This window comes from Streptomyces sp. SID3343, from assembly GCF_009865215.1.
GTDB lineage: Bacteria > Actinomycetota > Actinomycetes > Streptomycetales > Streptomycetaceae > Embleya.
The window spans coordinates 1-19,142 of record NZ_WWJX01000835.1; the positions used below are offsets into that span (position 1 = coordinate 1).

Consider the following 19,142-nt stretch of genomic DNA (forward strand, 5'->3'; position numbering starts at 1 on the left):
GAGGGCGAACGCGGCCGGCCCAGGGCGTCGTCGTCCCCCGTCTCCTCGGTGGGTGCGAAGACGCGGGTGGCGAGTCGGCGCGTGAGTTCGGCGAGGGCGGCGTCGGCGAGGCGGCCGATCTCCTCCTCGCTCCACGCGGAGGCGAAGTCCGTCCTGGGCATGCCGCACACCCTACGAGGCCCGGCACACGCGCGGCCACGCCCCCGCACCGGCGACGTCGATCGGCATCCCGGTGGGTGTCGGGGCCCCCGGCGCCTGGGATCGCGAGCACCGCCGAGTTCGCGTACGGGCACGGTGGACACACCGTTGCCGAGCCCCGGACGGGCGGGGCCGGGCATCGGGGTCGCGGGCGTCTCCGCGGGTGGGGACACCTGGTTGGTGCGGGGTGGGTCGCGGTGGATCACGTGGCCGAATCCTCGGCCGTCGCGCCGCCGGCGGCGGGCTTGCATCCGTGCAAGGCCGATGCCCGCACCGATCACTCCGGCGATCAGCGGGAGCTGCCCCCGTCGGCCGGGGAGCGTCGACGCGGGCGACGCCATCCACACCGCACGACTCGCCGGTGCCGCTACGCGCGAGTCGGGCCCCGAGTCCCCGAAACCGCCGCCGAGTGCTCGGGGCCGCTCACGCGGCTCCCGTGGGCGCGCCGACGGATCACCTGGGGTCGTAGGCGAGATTGGGCCCGAGCCAGGACTCTGCCGCTCGGCGGTCCATGCCGCGCCTGCGGGCGTAGTCCTCGGTCTGGTCGAGCCCGATCCGTCCGACGGTGAAGTATTTCGCGTCGGGGTGGGCGAAGAACAGTCCGCTGACCCCGGCCGCAGGGGTCATCGCGAACGACGTCGTCAGGCCCATGCCGATTTTTTCCGCTTCGAGCAGGTCGAACAACTCCTTCTTGAGGCTGTGGTCGGGGCTCGCCGGGTAGCCGAGGGCCGGTCGGATGCCGCGGAACCGCTCGGCGTGCAGATCCACCGATTCGGGGGCGGCGTCGGGCTCGAACCAGTCGCGACGTGCCCGCAGGTGGATGTACTCGGCGAAGGCCTCGGCGAGGCGGTCGGCGAGCGCCTTCACCATGATCGACGTGTAGTCGTCGTGGTCGGCCTCGAAGGAGGCGGCCAGGGCCTCGGCGCCCTGGATGGAGACCGCGAAACCGCCGATGTGGTCGCCTTCGGGCGCCACGTAGTCGGCGAGGCAGCGGTTGGCGCGGCCCTCGGGCTTGGCGGTCTGCTGCCTGAGCATCGGAAAGCGCACACCCGAACGCGCATCGTCGAGCACGATGTCGTCGCCGTGGGAGTGGGCGGGCCAGAACCCGTATACACCGTGTGCCCGGAGTTGCCCAGCCTCGATGATCTTGTCCAGCAGGGCGTTGCCCTCGTCGAACAGCTCGCGCGCGACGGGCCGGTCGAGAATGGCGGGGTACTTGCCCTTGAGCTCCCAGGCAAGGAAGAAGAACTGCCAGTCGATCATCGTGCGGAGTTCGGCGAGGGCAGGCCGAACGGTGCGGACGCCGGTGAAGGCCGGGACCGGGAGTTCGGTGAAGTCGACCCGCTCGGAGTTGGCCCGGGCCTGGCCGAGGGTGAGCAGGGGCTGCTTCCGTTGGGCCTCGTGCAGTTCGCGTTGACGGGCCTGCTCGGTGCGGTTCTCGGCGTCCAGTACGCCGGCGCGGGTGGCGTCCAACAGGTCGGCGACGACGCCGACGACGCGGGAGGCGTCGAGGACGTGCACGGTGGTGTGGTCGTAGGCGGGTGCGATCCGGACGGCCGTGTGCCGGCGCGAGGTGGTCGCGCCGCCGATCAGCAGCGGGATCTTCAGCCCCCCTGCGCTGCATCTCGCTCGACACGGCGACCATCTCGTCCAGCGAGGGGGTGATCAAGCCCGACACACCGATGGCGTCGGCACCCTCGGCGATCGCGGTGTCCAGGATGGTGGCGGCCGGGACCATCACGCCCAGGTCGACGACCTCGTAGTTGTTGCAACCGAGCACCACACCGACGATGTTCTTGCCGATGTCGTGGACGTCCCCCTTGACGGTGGCGAGTACGACCTTGCCCTTGCCGCGTGCGGTCTCGGCGGCATCCTTGGCGGCCTCGATGTAGGGCTCCAGACAGGCGACGGACCGCTTCATCACCCGGGCACTCTTGACGACCTGCGGCAGGAACATCCGGCCGGAGCCGAACAGATCACCGACGATCTTCATGCCGTCCATCAGCGGGCCCTCGATCACGTCGAGCGGACGAGCCGCCCGCTGCCGGGCCTCCTCGGTGTCGTCCTCGATGAAGTCGACGATGCCGTGCACCAGCGCGTGGGCCAGGCGCTGTTCGACCGGGGCGTCGCGCCAGGACAGGTCGACCTCACGGCGGGTGCCGGAGCCGGTGACCGTCCCGGCGAGGGTGACCAGCCGGTCGGTGGCGTCCGGCCGTCGGTCGAAGATCACGTCTTCGACCGCCTCCAGGAGCTCGGCGGGGATGTCCTGGTAGACGGCGAGTTGGCCGGCGTTGACGATGCCCATGTCCAGGCCCGCGGCGACGGCGTGGAACAGGAACGCCGAATGCATGGCCTCGCGGACGATGTCGTTGCCGCGGAAGGCGAAGGACAGATTGGAGATGCCGCCGCTGGTGCGGGCGCCGGGGCAGCGCTCCTTGATCAGCGGAAGGGCGTCGAGGAAGGCTTTGGCGTAACCGTTGTGCTCGGCGATGCCGGTGGCGACGGCCAGGACGTTGGGGTCGAAGACGATGTCCTCGGCGGCGATCCCGGCCCGTCGGGTGAGCAGGTCGTAGGCGCGGCCACAAATCGCGACCTTGCGTTCGGTGGTGTCGGCCTGGCCGTGCTCGTCGAAGGCCATCACGACGACGCCGGCGCCGTAGGACTTGATCGTCGCGGCCTGTTCGCGGAAGGGCTCCTCGCCTTCCTTGAGGCTGATCGAGTTGACGACTCCCTTGCCCTGGACGCACTTGAGTCCGGCTTCCAGAACGCTCCAGCGGGAGCTGTCGAGCATGATCGGGATCCGGGCGGCCTCGGGCTCGGTCGCGACGAGATTGAGGAAGGTGGTCATCGCCTGCTCGCTGTCGAGCAGATCGGCGTCCATGTTGACGTCCAGCAGGTTCGCACCGCCGCGGACCTGTTCCAGGGCGACGGCGACGGCCGCCTGGTGGTCGTTGGCCTCGATCAGTTTGCGGAACTTCGCCGAACCGGTGACGTTGGTGCGTTCACCGATCATCACGAAGCCGGTGTCGGGTCCGATTTCGAAGGGTTCGAGGCCGCTGAACCTGGTGGCGGGCATGGCCTGCGGGACGGCGCGCGGCGGCAGGCCCGCGACGGCGCCGGCGATTCTCTCGACGTGCGCCGGGGTGGTACCGCAACAGCCGCCGACGATGTTGACCATGCCGGCGGCGGCGAACTCGCCGAGCAGCCGTCCCGTTTCCTCGGGTGTCTGGTCGTAACCACCGAAAGCGTTGGGCAGGCCCGCGTTGGGGTGACACGCGACATGGGTGCCGGCCAGGCGGGCGAGATCGGCCAGGTGCGGGCGGATCTCGTCCGCGCCGAGGGAGCAGTTGAGGCCGACGACCAAGGGATTCGCGTGTTCGACGGAGTTCCGGAACGCCTCCACGGTCTGGCCCGAGAGAGTCCGCCCGCTGAGGTCGACGATGGTCACCGAGATCCACAGGGGCAGATCGGGGGTGACCTCGCGGGCGGCGGCGATGGCAGCCTTGGCATTGAGCGTGTCGAAGATCGTCTCGATCAGCAGGAGGTCGACACCGCCCTCTCGGAGGGCCAGGAACTGCTCGGCGTAGGAGTCGAATACGTGCTGGTAGGAGACGGCCCGGTAAGCGGGGTCCTCCACTTTCGGGGACAGCGACAGGGTTACGTTGAGCGGCCCGACCGAGCCGGCGACAAAGCGCCCACCGAACTCGTCGGCGGCCTGTCGGGCGAGCCGGGCACCCTGCACGTTCATCTCACCGACCAGACCTTCGAGCCCGTAGTCGGCCTGCCCGATGCTCGTCGCGGTGAAGGTGTTGGTGGTGGTGATGTCGGCGCCGGCCGCCAGGTACTGCCGGTGCACGTCGAGGACGACGTCCGGCCGGGTCAGATTGAGCAGGTCGGGATCACCTGTGACGTCCTTCGGGTGGTCCGCCGTGCTCAAGCCGCCCCGGTAGTCGTCGGCCGTGAGTGCGGCCCCCTGCAACATGGTGCCCCAGGCACCGTCCAGCACCACGACCCGCTGTTCCAGCAACTCCCGCAACCTGGTATCCGACGATCTTTCCACCAGCCCACCTCCCACGTGTCGGGAGGCGCCCTTGATCGTCACACGGGCCGAGCGTGGCGGGCCGTGACCCGTCGCAGCGCCTCTCGGCCGTGGGGCAACCCTAGCGAAGGGAGGCCGGAATCCGCATGGAGTTGATCCCCTTGGCCCCTTCGCCTTCGATGTCGAAGCCGGGCAGAAGTCGAATCCGGGTCCGGCGTCGGAACCGCGTGGTGGCGACGAAGCCGTGGGCGGCCTGGGGGCTGCGCGGTACGGGGAGGGCCCCCGTACCCGCAGCGCGGCTGTTCGGTGGCGTTGGGGTGTGGTGTCCCTCGGCGGTCAGTCTCGGCGTAGTTCGTTCACCGTCGTGGTGACCTCGGCCAGCACGGTGGGGAGCGGTGCGACGCCCAGGCCGGGGCCCGCCGGTACCGCGAGGTGTCCGTCCCGTAGGACGAACGGCTCGGTGATGTCGGTGTCGAAGTAGCGGTCCGAGGCCGAAATGTCGCCCGGTAGCGTGAAGTTCGGCAGCGCGGCCAGCGCCACGTTGCCGGCTCGACCCAAGCCGGTTTCGAGCATTCCGCCGCACCACACCGGGATGTCGGAGGCAGCGCAGACGTCGTGGATCCGACGGGCCTCCAGGTAGCCGCCGACGCGCCCCGGTTTGATGTTGACGATGTGGCAGGCGCCCAGCGCGATGGCGTCGGCGGCGGAACGGGCCGAAACCACCGATTCGTCGAGGCAGATCGGCGTGCGCAGGCTCCGGGCGAGAGCGGCGTGTCCGAGCAGGTCCTCTTCGTCGAGCGGTTGCTCGATCAACAGGAGGTCGAAGGCGTCGAGTCGGGCGAGGTGTCGGGCGTCGGCTCGCGAGTAGGCGGCGTTCGCGTCGACCTGCAAGAGTGTGTCGTCACCGAAGTGTTCACGGACCGCGCGAACCGGCGCGATGTCCCAGCCGGGTTCGATCTTGAGCTTGATCCGTCGGTAGCCTTGGGCCAGGTAGCCCGCCACGGCGTCGATCAGTTCCGGCACCGAGTCCATGATTCCTACCGATACCCCACTGGGGACGCGGTCGGCGACGGCGCCCAGGCCGGCCGCGAACGACCGGCCACCGGAGCGCAGTTCGGCGTCCAGAACCGCCATCTCGAGCGCTGCCTTCGCCATTCGATGGCCTTTGACCGCGGCGACCAGGGGCGCCACGGTATGGGCGGTCACGGACTCGGCGGCCAGCAGCGGGGGCACCAGGTGCCGCACGAGGACGTCCTCGGCGCCCTCGACGTACTCCGAGGAATAGCTCGCGTCGGCCCCGGCGACGCACTCGCCCCATCCCTCGGCGTCCGATGTACACACCTGCACCAGCAGCGCCGAGCGCTCGTATTCGATGCCCAGTGACGTGCGGAAGGGGGCGACCAGCGGCAGGGAGATGCGTCGAAGAACGACGCGCTCGATCCTCATCGTTCCTCGCCTCGGGTGAGAACGTAACCACACGCCGCCCGGTCGAAGTCGACCAATCGGGCACCGTCGGCCAACAGGGCGCCCAGGGTGCCGCGCAGGCGCAGGCGCCAGTCCCGGGCGACGGACGGCTGCCGAATGCGCAGTTGGTCGATGTCGGGCGGTACGGCGACCAGCACCGTCCCGTCCTGGGTCCGCCGGGTCACCGGTCGATCGTCGTCGCCGGCCGACGGTACCCGCACAGTCGGCCGGGCGGGCTCCGGTTCGGGCCCGGTTTTCTCGTCGCATGCCGCCACGGCCCGCTCGCCGCGCAGATCCCAGCGCAGCATCAGCCGATCCGACTCGTCGGCGTGGTTCAGCCCGTCCGGCAGCGTTCCGTAGTAGTCGGGCAGGTAAGTGTCCGCCGTGCCACCGAGTTTGCGCAGATTGAAGTGGGCGTTGCGGGCGACGAGCGGGTCGAAGGTCCAGGTGATCCGATCGACGCCGTACTCCAGGGCGTGCGCCCGCTGATCCAGTTTGAGCGCGTAGCCGACATCGCGTCCGCGGGCGGCGGCGTGCACGCCCGCGATGTGGCTGTGCATCCCGGCCCGGCGGGGTGGGCCCCACAGGCCGATGCACGCTCCGACCAGCCGGTCGTCGTCCGCGTCGTCGAACGCACCCACCACGTAACTCCCCGCGTCGGCCATCGCCTTGACGACGTCGGCGGCCAGGGGCGGACGGTCCGGATCGGTCTGCCACACCTCGCCGAGGAATCGCGCGCAGGCGTGGCTGCTCGCCATCGAATCCAGCGCCCGGATCCGTATGCCGGATCTCTTCGCGGCGCTCGTGGCGCTCGCTCGTGCCTGCTCTGCCGCACCATCGATGTCCATGACTCGCCATTATCGACAACGATCGGGCGCGGTAGGGCAATCGCGATCATCGTTAAGATCATCGTCGGGTGGGTGCCAACTCCCGGTAACTCAAAGGATTCCTGGCGAACCTAGCTTGAGGGCATGAACCTCAGTCGGCGGAGCCATCGGCGTCCCGTCCTTCTCGGTCCCGAGATTTCCTTGGCGGACGCCGCGCTCCGGGCCCTGGCGGAAGTCGCCCGACGGCTGGGCCGCGAACTGGTTTTGTCCGCAACTACGAGCGATGACGGGGCTGTTGCCGTACACAGCCGCGACGCGTCCGACGACGACGCCGGGCCCACCATGCACGTACGGATCGACTCTCACGGTCGACTGTCGGTCCGATTCCACTGCCCTCCCGGCGATGCGTGGGAACGGGCCGCGGCGGCGGTCGCCGAGATGCACACCGAACTGCTGGCCGCGGTGCTGGCCGATCCGGACCTGGATCTCGGCGCGGCCGCCGCACTGTCGCCGGACACCGAGTCGGCGGTGCTCGGCCCGCTCGCGGGAACACGCGTGGACCACGGTCCCTACCGCAGTGTCCCGGAGCAGATTCTGGCCGTCCGTCGGTCCCTTCCGGACGCGGTGGCGGTGTACGCCGCCGACGGAACGCTGACGTACCGGCAGTTCGTCGCGCACACCACCGCGCTGGCCGCCCAAATCCGTGCCGTGGCACCGAACTCCGACACGTTGCTGCCCATCCTCGTCGCGGACGGCCTGGCTCTGCCGGTGTCGTGGGCCGCCGCGATGACCGCCGGGGTCGGCTACGTACCGATCGACCCCCGCTGGCCAACGCAGCGGATCGCGCACACCCTCGATCTCCTCGACGCTCCCGCGGTGCTGTGCACCGACCCGGCCGCCGTTCCCACCGCCCACCGCGACCGCGCGGTCCGGGTCGAACTCGCCGAGCACGACGGGCCCATCGCGTTCGACGGCCCGCCGGACCCGCCCGACCGGGCCGGCCCGGCGTCGCACGACGTCGTCTACGGGGTGTACACCTCCGGCACGACAGGCACGCCGTTGTGCGCGGTGAACCTGCACGGCGGCCTGGCGAACCGACTGGCGTTCATGAACCGCTGGTTCGGTACGCCACCGGAGCGCGAAGTGGTCCTGCAGAACACCCGACACACCTTCGATTCGGCTTTCTGGCAGCTGTTTTGGCCGCTGACCACCGGTGGCGCGACGGTGGTGCCCACCGCCGGTGAGCATCTCGACCTGCAGCACACCATCGACCTCATCGACACCCACGCCGTGACCGTCACCGACTTCGTACCGGCGGTACTGAGCGCACTGTCGACCCTGCTCAGACGCCGACCGGCGACGGTCGAGCGGCTGCGATCGCTGCGACACATCGTGGTCGGCGGCGAACAGATCAATGCGCAGGACGTGCAGGCCCTGCGGGAGTTGCTGCCGGGTCTGCGCGTCAGCAACGCGTACGGGCCCTCCGAGGCGTCCATCGGCATGATCTTCCACGAGGTGACGGCCGAGGACGGCGACGACATCCCGTTGGGACGGCCGATCGACAACTGTTTCGCCGTGGTCGTCGACGTCGACGGGCGGCCCCTGCCGCCCGGAGCGACCGGAGAGATCGTCATCGGCGGCGCCTGCGTCGGCGCCGGATATCACGGTGAGCCCGACCGCACCGCGAAGCGCTTCTACGGTTCGCCGTCCTTCGGGCGGATGTACCGCACCGGTGACTTCGGGCGCCTCGACACCGAGGGACGCTTCCACTTCGGCGGACGCGTCGACCATCAGATCAAGATCGGCGGGGTACGCGTCGAGCCGGGCGAGATCGAGAACGTCGCCTTGGCCTGCACCGGAGTTCGGCAGGCCGTCGCACTGGTCACCGGGTCCGCCGAGAGCCGCGAACTGGTCCTCGTCACCACCGGAACGGCGAGCGAAGAGGCGGTGCTCGCACATCTGCGGGCCAGGCTGCCTCGTACCGGCGTGCCGCGACGCGTCGTGATCGTCGACGAGATGCCGTTGACCGAGGCGGGAAAGATCGACCGGCGGCGACTCGCGGCCCGGGTCGAGCAGCCCGACTCCCCGCTGCCCGCAACCGGCGCCGATCCCGTACTGGCCATCCTGCGAGTCGCGCTGCGGCGCCCGGACTTCGCGGCCGACGACGACTTCTTCGCCGCGGGAGGAAACTCACTGCAGGCAGTTGCGGCCGCGCTGGAGCTGAGCGACCGGTTCGGGATGGACATCGGGGTCCGAGACATGGTCGATCATCCGACGGCGACCGCTTTGCGTCAGCTGATCGCGCGGCGTGGGCGCGAGCGTGTCCCGTCCTCGGCCGAGCTGGTCGCCGCCGACCTCGCCGCCCTCATGGCGATACCGGCGCCTCGTCGCGAGCGGCGAAGCCGGGCACCGCGCACGGTGCTGCTCACCGGCGCGACGGGGTTCGTCGGTAGCCGGCTGCTGTACGAACTCCTCGAAAGCACCGACCTGACGGTGCTCTGTCTGACCCGCGGCCGCGACGATTCCCATGCGCGGCAACGTCTCTCGGCAGCCCTGTCCGCGCAGGACCTGGACCACAGCGGGTACGCCGAACGGATCATCGCGGTCGCCGGGGATCTGGCCCGGCCCGGATTCGGGCTGACCGCCTCCCGCTGGAGCGCGCTCGCGCACGAGTGTGACCTGATCGTCCACGGAGGGGCGTTGGTCAACCTCTTGTACGACTACCGCATGCACCGCGAGCCGAACGTGCTGGGCACCGCGGAGACGATCCGCCTCGCCCGGGACGCCGGCGGCATCCCGCTGCACTACATCTCGACCCTCGGCGTCCTGCACGACCACGCGCTGGCCGGCGGCCGCCCGGTGCCCGACAGCGTGGACATCGCCGGTGTGACCCCACCGTCGAGCGGCTACAGCCTGTCGAAATGGGTGGCCGAGCGGCTCGTGAGCGCCGCCGTCGATCTGCCCGTGACGGTGCTGCGCCTGGGTGAGGTCATGCCCGCCGTCGATGCCGCCGTACCCAATCCGACCGCGCTGACCCACCTGCTGCTCACTGCCTTCGAACAGCTGGGATCGGTGCCCCGGGCGACGATCCGCTCGGACTACAGCCCGGTCGACACGATCGCGCGAACCATCTGCGAGGCGATCCGAAACCCGGCGCTGCACGGACGTGCCGCGCACGTCTTCAGCCCGGGCACCGTGCGCTTCGACGAACTGGCCGACGCGCGCGCCAACCGGGTTTCCTGCTCGCGTTTCCTGTCCCTGCTGCGCGCCGCCGCGGCGGCCGGGGACGCCGAACTGGGCATGCTGCTCGCGATCGTCGAGCACCGCGCCGGTGACCGCGGCGACGACGAGGCGGACCTTCGCGAAGTGCTCGAAAACCTTCTCCAGGACAACCCCGCCCTGTTCAGCACATCGAACACCCGCCCGAAGGAGCCTATCGGTGCATGACGTGGAGCGACCGATGGTAGGTAACGAGCCGGACGCGCCGATGCGGCTGCGCACCATGGGACGGCTCGACTGGAAGGTCGGCGAAGTCGGCTACGGCATGTGGGGAATCGGCGGCGGTCCGGGGGGATTCACCGGGTGGAACTACGACATCGCCCCGGACGCCCTGGATCTGGCCGTGGACATGGGATGTACGTTCTTCGACACGGCCTGGGCCTACGGGCGCGGCAAGTCCGAGAGTCTGCTCGGTGAACTGCGCGATCGCCGTCCCGGCGCCGGGATACGGCTGGCCACCAAGGTTCCGCCGCTCAACCGGGAATGGCCCCCGCGCCCGCAGGACACCGTCGAGGACGTCTTCCCGCTCGATCACGTCCTCGACTACACGCGGCGCAGCCTGGACAACCTCGGCGTCGACAGGATCGACCTTCTCCAGTTCCACGTCTGGGAGGACCGCTGGGCCGCGGATCCCGGCTGGCAGCGGGCCGTCACCCTGCTCAAGGAGCAGAGTCTGATCGACGGATTCGGCATCAGCGTCAATCGCTGGGAGCCGACGAACTGCTTCGCCGCGCTCGACACCGGGCTGGTCGACTCGATCCAGGTCATCTACAACATCTTCGACCAGGCCCCCGAGGACGAGTTGTTTCCCCGCGCGATCGAAGAGAACATCGCGATCATCGCCAGGGTCCCCTTCGACGAGGGTTCCCTGACCGGGAACCTGAGCGCCGACACGACGTTCCCGCCCGACGACTGGCGAGCGGTCTACTTCGGACCGGAGAACCTGCCACCCACCGTCGAACGCGTCGACGCACTGCGCGCCCTCGTGCCCGACGGCTCGACCCTGCCGGAACTGGCGCTGCGTTTCGTACTGCACCACCCCGCCGTCTCCGTGGTCATCCCGGGCATGCGCCGCCCCGAGCACGTGCGGTCGAACCTGCGCGTGTCCGGATCGGCGCCGATGCCGCCGGAGCTGCTCGAAGCCGTGCGCGCCCATCGCTGGGACCGGCGACCGACGCACTGGTCGATGTGAGAACCGAGGAGATCCGGGTGATCCGAACCCACGACACGCCGCCCTCCACAGTGGACGGCGACGTCTGGTCGTCCCTGGCCACGCAAGCCGTCCGCACACCGCACGCGGTGGCGCTGGCCGACGCGAACGGCGAACTGGACTACGAGAGCCTCTTCGGCCTGGTCGCCCAGATGGCGAACCGGCTGGCCGACGCGGGCGTTCGGCGCGGCGATCTCGTCGGAATCGAGCTGCCGCGCGGCCGGGACGCCATCGTGGCCGTCCTCGCGGTCCTGCGCGCCGGAGCCGGGTATGTACCGCTCGACCCGGTCTATCCGGCGGCCCGCCTGGCCCTGATGATCGACGAGACCCGGCCGCGCGCGCTGATCACGGCCGACGGTGTGCGGCCGCTGGACGAGAGCGTGCCGCAACACGATCCCGCGTACGTCATCTTCACCTCCGGTTCGACGGGCCGGCCGAAAGGCGTCCTCGTCGGCCGTCGGCAACTGCGCGATTTCACCGCGGCGTTCGCGGATCGGTTCGCCTTCGCGCAGGGCGACCGGATCCTGCAGTTCGCGTCGCTGAGCTTCGACACCAGCGTCGAGGAGATCTTCTGCCCGCTGCTCCGGGGCGCCACCCTGGTGCTGCGCGACGACGACATGATCAGCAGGCCGGACCTGTTCTTCGCGCGCTGCGACGCGCTCGGGATCACCGTCCTGGACCTGCCGACCGCGTACTGGCACCAGTTGGTCGCCGCCCTCGACCGGGGCGAGACCGCGCTCCCGGCCGGCGTGCGGTGCGTGATCATCGGTGGCGAGACCGCGCGGCCCGACGCGGTACGCCGTTGGCAGGCCGCGGTGGGCGGCGCCGCCCGGCTGTTCAACACGTACGGCCCCACCGAGACCACCGTGGGCGCCACGGCCGCGGACGTGACCGAGTGGTCGGGAGAGGTGGTCCCGATCGGCCTTCCGCACCCGGGCGTGACCTGCCGGATCGGCGACGACGGCGAGTTGCTGATCGGCGGCATCGGGGTGGTCGACGGTTATCTGAACCGCCCTGAGCTGACCGCCGAGCGGTTCGTCACGACGCCCGGCCACGGCCGCGAATACCGCACCGGCGACCGCGTCCGCCGGTCCGCCGACGGGCAGTTCGAGTTCCTGGGACGGCTCGACGACCAGGTGAAGATCCGGGGGCACCGCGTCGAACCGGCGGAGGTCGAGGCAACGCTGCGCACGCTCGACGGCGTCACCGACGCCGTGGTGCTCGTCGACGAGCGGACCGGCCGCGCCAAGCTGATCGGCCACGTCGTCATCACCGAGGCCACGACCGACCTCGCGACGGTACGCGGCGCCCTCGCCGACCTGTTGCCCGCCCACCTCGTCCCCGCCGCCCTGATCCGGCACCCACAGTTCCCGCTGAATCCGCAAGGAAAGATCGACAAGGCGGCCCTCGCCGCGAAGGTGCCGCAGCAGCACGCCGCGGACGTCACCCTCACCGGGGCCGACCAAAGCGCGGCCACGCTGATGCGGGAGATACTCGGTGTCCCCGTCACGAGCGCGACCGACGACTTTCTCACCCTCGGCGGCGATTCCCTGGACGCCGTACGCCTGATCGCCGCCCTGCGGCTGCGGCACGGCGGGGAGCTGACCCTCACCCGGTGGTACGCGGACCCGACCGTCGCCGCGCTCGCCGAACTGATCGACGGCGCGAGCGGGGCGGCCGGCGCGACGGCCGGACCTCCCACGGCCACGCTCACCGAAGGAATCCCCCACAAGCCGAGTCCGATGCAACGCGACTACTGGATCGCCGAGCAGCTCTGCGCCGATCTGCCCGTGTACACCCTGGGCATCCGGTATCGCTGGGCGGAACCGGTCGATGTCGCGGCGCTGACCACGGCGCTCGCCGAACTGTCCCGCCGGCACCCGCTGTTGCGAGCGCGCTTCCCCGACGACGGCACCGAGCCGAGCATGGTCGTCGAGCCCGCGGCAAGGATCCCGCTGACGCTGGGCGAGCCGGACCGCGCGGGTATCGACGTCCGGCACGGCCCGATCGCACACGCCTTCCTGGACGGCGACACCCTCGTCGTGATCGTGCATCACCTCGCCTTCGACGGTTGGTCGGCAGGTGTGCTGGGGCGGGAACTCGCCGCCCTGTACCGGGCCGTGCGCGAAGGCGGGGACCTGAACGCCGTCCCGGGTCTGCCGCCGGCGACTCCCGTGCCCGACCTCGCCGCCCGCAGCGCCGACGCGAAGGACGACGCGTCCCTCGTCGCGTACTGGCAGGAGCGGTTCGACGGCGCCGATCTCGACCTGGAACTGCCCACCGACCGGCCCCGCCCGGCCGCCCCCTCGTACGCCGCCGCCCGCATCAGCCGTCCGCTCGATCCCGACCTGCTGGACCGGCTGCGTTCCTGTGCCGGCGAGCAGCGGGCGAGCCTGTTCATGGTGATCCTGGCCGGGCTTCAGGCCGTCCTGCACCGGTACACCGGGCGCACCGACGTCACCGTGCTCGCACCGGTGGCCGGGCGCTCCACCGGTGAGTCGGCCTCGCTGATCGGCCCCGCGTTGAACGTCCTGCCGCTGCGCGGCGATGTGTCCGGCGATCCGCCGTTCACCGAACTCGTCGCGCGGGTGCGAGACGCCGTCCTGGGCGACCTCGACCGCGGGCAGCTCGCGCTGCCCGATCTGGTGGACGCCCTCGCACGGTCCGGTGGTGCCAAGCGCCTGAGCCCGGTCATGCTGACCGTGCACAACACCCCGGCGTCCGACGACCCGATCCTGCGCTATGCCGGCGAGCTGCCACCGGCCGCGACCATGGTCGACCTGACGATCGGCCTGGACTTCCCCGCCGACGGTGCGGTCCTCAACGCCGACTACGCCACCGAACTCTTCGACGCCGCACGCGTCGAGGCGTTCCTCGACCATCTACTGACCCTCCTCGACGCGGCGACCGGGGCAACCGGGGCCGGCGCCGTGGCCGGCGGGACGAGCACGCCGGTCACCCGGCTGCCGATGCTCACCGACGGCGAGCGCCGCCGAATCGTGGACGACTGGAACGACATCGTCGCCCCGATCCCCGAAGTCACCGCCGTACACCAGCTGTTCGAGCGCCACGCCGCCGCGACGCCCGACGCACCCGCGCTCACCGTCGGCGACGACACCATCAGCTACGGGGAGCTCGATCGCCGGGCCGACCGGCTCGCCCGAAGACTGCGCCGGGAGGGGGTTCGGCCGGGCCACCGGGTGGCGATCAACCTGGTTCGCGGCATCGAACTCTTCACCGCGATGTGGGCGGTGCTCAAGTCCGGCGGCGCCTACGTGCCGCTGGATCCGGACTACCCTCGTGACCGGTTGGACTACATGCTGGCCGACAGCGGGCCGACGGTCGTGATCAACGCGGACTACCTCGCGGAAGGCTTCGCCGAAGGACCGGGGGAGGAACTTCCCGAGGACGTGGGCGATCTGCCCGTGTGCACCTCGGCCGACGATCCGGCCTACGTCATCTACACCTCGGGATCCACCGGCAGGCCCAAGGGGGTCGTCGTCACGCACGGCAACCTCGTCCATGCCGCCGGCATGTGGCAACAGGCGTACCGGCTGCGGCCGGAGTGGACCTACCTTCAGGCGGCCAGCTTCTCCTTCGACATGTTCGTGGGCGAAACGCTTCGGGCACACCTGGGCGGCGGCCGTCTGGTGGTCGCCCCGCGCGAGACACTGCTCGACCCCGCCGGTCTCCACGCGCTGATGAAGACCGAGAACGTCAACTGCACCGAACTCGTGCCCGCGGTGCTGCGCGCGCTCCTCGACCACACCGAGAGCAGCGGGGCGGACCTGTCGTTCGTCCGCTTGTTGATCGGCGGCGGCGAGAAGTGGCACGTCAAGGAGTACGAGCTGGCGAAGCGCCTCGTCGGCCCGGGCAACCGCGTCGTCAACTCGTACGGTGTCACCGAGGTCACCGTCGACAACGTGTGTTTCGAAGGCTCGGTCGAACACCTCGCCGACGACGCGCCGTTGCCGATCGGACGGCCCTTCCCGAACAACCGGGTCTACATCCTGGACGTGCACCGCCAACCGGTTCCCGCAGGCGTGGTGGGCGAGCTGTATCTCGGCGGGCTCGGCGTCGTACCCGGCTATCACGAGCGGCCCGAGTTGACCGCCGAACGGTTCGTCGACGATCCGTTCGTCAGCGCACCCGGCACCCGGATGTACCGCACCGGCGACTCGGCCCGGTTCCACCTCGACGGCACGGTCGACTTCCTCGGCAGGCTCGACGACCAGGTCAAGATCAACGGGTACCGCATCGAGCTCGGCGAGATCGAGGCCCGCCTCGGCACGCTGGAGCGGGTGGCCGCGTGCGCCGTCGCCACGCACCGGCCGTCCGGCGGCATCACCCAACTCATCGGCTACGTGGTCACCCGCGACGGGGCGGACGCCGACGAGGCCGCCTACCGCGAGATACTCGCCGCGGGTCTGCCCGCGCACATGGTCCCCGCCCGAATCCTCACGCTGCCCGCACTTCCGTCGACGCCGAACGGGAAACTGGATCGGCGGGCGCTGCCGGCCCCTTCGGGGGCAGGGCCCACGTCGGCCGTGACGCTCGCGCGGACCGACACCGAGAAGCGGATCGCGGCGATCTGGGCGGAGGTCCTCGGCCTCCCCGAACCCGGCGTCGACGACAGCTTCTTCGCCCTCGGCGGCGACTCGTTCTCGGCTCTCAAGGTCGTCCGTCGCATCGAACCTGCCCCGTCGCTGGTCGAGTTCTACCAATACGCCACCATCCGCCGACTGGCCGCACATCTCGACGCGCGGTCGGAGAGCGGGCCTGCCGATGTGCGGCTGCTGCACCGGCTCACCGCCGCGGACGCCGACCAGGCGACCGGCGGGCACACCGTCGTCGCGGTGCCCTACTCCGGTGGCAGCGCCGTCGCCTATCAGCCGCTCGCCGACGCGCTCCCGGCGGATTGGGCGCTGCGGGCGGTGGAGTTGCCGGGCCACGACCGAGCCAGACCCGACGAGGAACCGGAGCCGATCGCCGTCGTCTGCGACCGCATCGTCGACGAGATGCGAACGATCGACGGACCGGTTCTGCTGTACGGGCACTGCCTCGGCGTCGCGCTCACGGTGGAAGTGGCCCGGCGCGCCGAGGCCGCGGGCGTGCTGCTGGCCGGGGTCGCGCTCGGGGCGGGATTCCCGACCGCCCGGCTGCCCGGACGATTCGCCGACTGGATCTACCGGCACGTGCCGGTGGACCGCTTCACCTCCGACCGGGAATACCTGGCCTACCTGCGCGCTCGCGGCGGCTTCACCGATCTGGAGGACGACGAGCAGGAGGCCTTCGTACTGCGCAACGTCCGGCACGACGCCCGCGACGCCGAGGAGTACTTCACCGCCGCGTACCGGCAGACGTACCGTCCGCTCAAGGCTCCGGTGCTCACGGTCGTCGGTGCCCGTGACCGGGTGACCGAGCACTATCAGGAACGCCACCAGGAATGGCGGCACTTCACCGAAGGCGACCTGGGCCTCGCCGTCCTGCCGCGCGCGGGGCACTTCTTCCTCAAGAGCCACGCGGAGCCCCTCGCCGAGTCCCTGGTAGACTTCGTCTCCGACACCCCGCGGCCGCCCTCCGAGGAGGTGCGCAGCCGGCCGGCGGGGGCGGCACCCGATCTGCGCAGGTTCGCGGTGGTCGCGCTGGGGCAGCTCCTGTCGATGATGGGCAGCGGGTTGAGCACCCTGGTGCTGAGCATCTGGGTGCTCGAACGGACCGGCTCGCTCACCTCCTTCGCGGTGGTGAGCGCGATCGGGCTGCTTCCCGGCATCCTCGTGGGACCGGTCGCCGGGGCCGTCGCCGACCGGTGGGATCGCCGCAAGGTGATGTTGGCGAGCGACACCACGGCCGGTCTCTCGATGGCGGCGCTGGTGATCCTCATGCACAGTGACGGCCTGCGTCTGTGGCACGTCTACCTGGTCGTGTCGGTGACATCGGTGGCCGGAGCGTTCCAGCGGCCGGCCTACCTCGCGGCGGTCGCGCAGCTCGTCCCGAAGCGATACCTCGGTCACGCCGCCGGTATCGGGCAACTCGGCGTCGGCGTCGGGCTGGTCTTCTCGCCCATGCTCGGTGCCGCGCTGATCGGCCCGATCGGCATCGAGGGCGTGCTCCTCGTCGACATGGGCACCTTCGCCGTGGGAGCACTCACGCTGCTTGCCGTCCGCTTCCCGAACCTGTTGTTCCGCGTGCGTGAGGAAACCTTCGGCGCGGAGATCCGCAACGGTTGGCGCTACATCACCCGCCGCCCCGGTCTGCGCGCCGCGCTGCGGTTCTTCGTCGTGGACCACGTCTTCTACACCCTGGGCTTCGCCGTCATCACGCCGATGCTGCTGGCCGAGCAGTCGGCCTCGGTGCTGGGTCTGGCGCTGGGTGCCGGTGGCGTCGGCGGGATCACCGGCAGCGTCCTGATGGGGCTGTGGGGCGGTACCGCCCGGCGCAGTCACGGCATGCTCGTCTCGATGGGCATCGGCAGTTTCGCGATGGTGCTGGTCGGAATCTCCACCGTCCCGGCCCTGATCATCGCCGGAATGTTCCTCGTGGGCTTCGGCGAGTCTCTTGCCGAAGGCCACTGGATCGCGATCGTGCAGAGCAAGGTCGGGTTCGAACTGCAAGGTCGTGTCCTGTCCTTGTTCATCACCTTGATGATGCTGACGATGCCGCTGGGTTATCTGGTCGTCGGTCCCCTGGCCGAACGTTTCGTCCAGCCACTGCTCGAATCCGAGGGCCCGGGACGGGGCCTCGCCCTGCTGATCGTCGTCAGTGGGCTGCTGCAACTGGCCTGGTCCGTGCGCGGCTGGTTCAGCGACCGGCTGAGGCTGATCGAGGACGAACTGCCCGACGCCATACCGCCCGCGGAGATCGGCACGCGCGACGACCTGCAGCGCGAAGCCGACGAACTGCTCGCCGCCCGGACCGGATGAGCCGCCCGGATTCGATCGTCGGCCCGCGGCCGACCGGCCCGCCTGCACTCGATCGGCCACCACCCGCACCGATCAGCCGTTCGCACCGATCGGCCACCCGCACCGATCGGCCACTCGCACCGATCGGCCACTCGCACCGATGAAGGGAAACGCTTACGTGCTGCCTCCGATCTCCGACGCGCCCACCGATCCGTACCTGACCCCCTTGATCGCCGCGGACGACCTCCTGCCGGGCGTCCGCGTCTTCCTCAAGGACGAGACCCGTTACGCCTCCGGCAGCCACAAGGAGCCCGCCGCCCGCGCGGTCGTGGCCCGCGCCGTCGCCGAGGGACACGACCGGATCGTGGTGGGCTCGTGCGGCAGTTACGGGCGGGCGATGGCGACCGCGTGCGTGGCGGCGGGCCTGCGGTGCACCGTGGTGCTGCCCGCCGAATGGAGCGACGGCGGGGCCGTCGCGGCGACCGCGGGCGCCGACATCCGGCTCGTCCGAGGCGGTTACGAGGACGCCGTCGACGAATCCCACCGTTTGGCCCACGCGTTGGGGGCTTTGGACGGCAATGTCGACGGCCCCTGCAAGGAAGCGATCCTCGACGGTCACGGACATGTCGTGCACGCCCTGCACCGGGAACTGGGCCGCGCTCCGGCGGCCTTGTGGATACCGGTCGGCAACGGCACGACGATCGTCGCCGCCCACCGCCAACTCCGCCTCCTGGCATGGCCGGCGACCCTCCACGCGGTCGGCTCCCCCGGCAACAATCCGATCGTGACGAGCTGGCCGGGCCCCTACCGCACGCTGTCGAGCCACGACGTCGTCACGACGGAGCACAACGAGCCCCTGGTGAACTGGCATGCCCTGCACGGCCCCGACACCTTGACCGCGATCGCCGACTCGGGCGGCGCGGTACACGCCGCGGACGACGGCGAGCTGCTCGCCGCCCAAGCCCTGTTGGGTAGCCGCGGAGTTCACGTCACGGCGGCGGGCTCCGCCGGGCTCGCCGGACTGCTGGCGCATATCAGGACCACTGCGGTCGGCGGGAACCAGATCGTCCTGCTGACCGGCCGCTGAGCTCCGTGGCGGTCGCTCGCACAACACACGCCGGGCCCGGAGCAACCGGGTCCGGCGTTCCCGGCTCCGGCGTTCCCGGCCCCGGCGCCGACCCGTGGGACTCGACGCCGGGGTGCCGTGACGCGCCGGCGCGGTC

7 protein-coding genes, 1 pseudogene and 1 riboswitch are annotated in these 19,142 nt (G+C 70.5%); of the genes and pseudogenes, 4 read left to right on the forward strand and 4 right to left on the reverse strand.

The features are described 5' to 3' along the window. Window positions 1-651: 651 nt before the first annotated feature. The 4 genes and pseudogenes from GT354_RS56640 to GT354_RS26165 form a co-directional block, all read right to left on the reverse strand. On the reverse strand, window positions 652-1,461 hold the full coding sequence (locus GT354_RS56640) for a vitamin B12 dependent-methionine synthase activation domain-containing protein (RefSeq protein ID WP_346012178.1): 810 nt from the start codon (window positions 1,459-1,461) through the stop codon (window positions 652-654). A 394-nt stretch (window positions 1,462-1,855) separates the two neighbouring features. Continuing rightward, window positions 1,856-4,180 (reverse strand): annotated as a pseudogene (gene metH / locus GT354_RS56645) (methionine synthase); the annotation flags it as partial. 94 nt (window positions 4,181-4,274) lie between these two features. Continuing rightward, window positions 4,275-4,349: riboswitch (S-adenosyl-L-homocysteine riboswitch) on the reverse strand. A 224-nt stretch (window positions 4,350-4,573) separates the two neighbouring features. Beyond that, the gene (gene menC / locus GT354_RS26160) at window positions 4,574-5,683 is read right to left on the reverse strand and encodes an o-succinylbenzoate synthase (protein WP_161358830.1); all 1,110 of its coding nucleotides are present in this window, start codon (window positions 5,681-5,683) and stop codon (window positions 4,574-4,576) included. Continuing rightward, window positions 5,680-6,549 (reverse strand): hypothetical protein, encoded by an 870-nt coding sequence (locus GT354_RS26165; RefSeq protein WP_237535464.1) that lies wholly within the window; start codon window positions 6,547-6,549, stop codon window positions 5,680-5,682. Before GT354_RS26165 ends, menC begins: the two co-directional genes overlap by 4 nt. A gap of 123 nt (window positions 6,550-6,672) precedes the next feature. Here GT354_RS26165 and GT354_RS26170 point away from each other — a divergent pair, with 123 nt between their 5' ends. The 4 genes from GT354_RS26170 to GT354_RS26185 all read left to right on the forward strand — a co-directional run bounded on the left by GT354_RS26170 (window position 6,673) and on the right by GT354_RS26185 (window position 19,006). Further along, on the forward strand, window positions 6,673-9,975 hold the full coding sequence (locus GT354_RS26170) for an amino acid adenylation domain-containing protein (RefSeq protein ID WP_161358831.1): 3,303 nt from the start codon (window positions 6,673-6,675) through the stop codon (window positions 9,973-9,975). 13 nt (window positions 9,976-9,988) lie between these two features. After that, on the forward strand, window positions 9,989-10,999 hold the full coding sequence (locus GT354_RS26175) for an aldo/keto reductase (RefSeq protein ID WP_202512304.1): 1,011 nt from the start codon (window positions 9,989-9,991) through the stop codon (window positions 10,997-10,999). A gap of 17 nt (window positions 11,000-11,016) precedes the next feature. Further along, window positions 11,017-17,940 (forward strand): amino acid adenylation domain-containing protein, encoded by a 6,924-nt coding sequence (locus tag GT354_RS26180; RefSeq protein WP_346012177.1) that lies wholly within the window; start codon window positions 11,017-11,019, stop codon window positions 17,938-17,940. A gap of 139 nt (window positions 17,941-18,079) precedes the next feature. Beyond that, entirely contained in the window at window positions 18,080-19,006 is a 927-nt protein-coding gene (locus tag GT354_RS26185; protein ID WP_237535465.1) for a pyridoxal-phosphate dependent enzyme, read from the forward strand. Window positions 19,007-19,142: the final 136 nt, after the last annotated feature.

What these genes read in the sequence shown, in the direction of transcription:
- menC (WP_161358830.1), bottom strand. Translation starts at nt 5,683, where the DNA reads ATGAGGATCGAGCGCGTCGTTCTTCGACGCATCTCCCTGCCGCTGGTC.
- GT354_RS56640 (WP_346012178.1), bottom strand. Translation starts at nt 1,461, where the DNA reads ATGATCGACTGGCAGTTCTTCTTCCTTGCCTGGGAGCTCAAGGGCAAG.
- GT354_RS26175 (WP_202512304.1), top strand. Translation starts at nt 9,989, where the DNA reads ATGGTAGGTAACGAGCCGGACGCGCCGATGCGGCTGCGCACCATGGGA.
- GT354_RS26185 (WP_237535465.1), top strand. Translation starts at nt 18,080, where the DNA reads ATGAAGGGAAACGCTTACGTGCTGCCTCCGATCTCCGACGCGCCCACC.
- GT354_RS26165 (WP_237535464.1), bottom strand. Translation starts at nt 6,549, where the DNA reads ATGGACATCGATGGTGCGGCAGAGCAGGCACGAGCGAGCGCCACGAGC.
- GT354_RS26170 (WP_161358831.1), top strand. Translation starts at nt 6,673, where the DNA reads ATGAACCTCAGTCGGCGGAGCCATCGGCGTCCCGTCCTTCTCGGTCCC.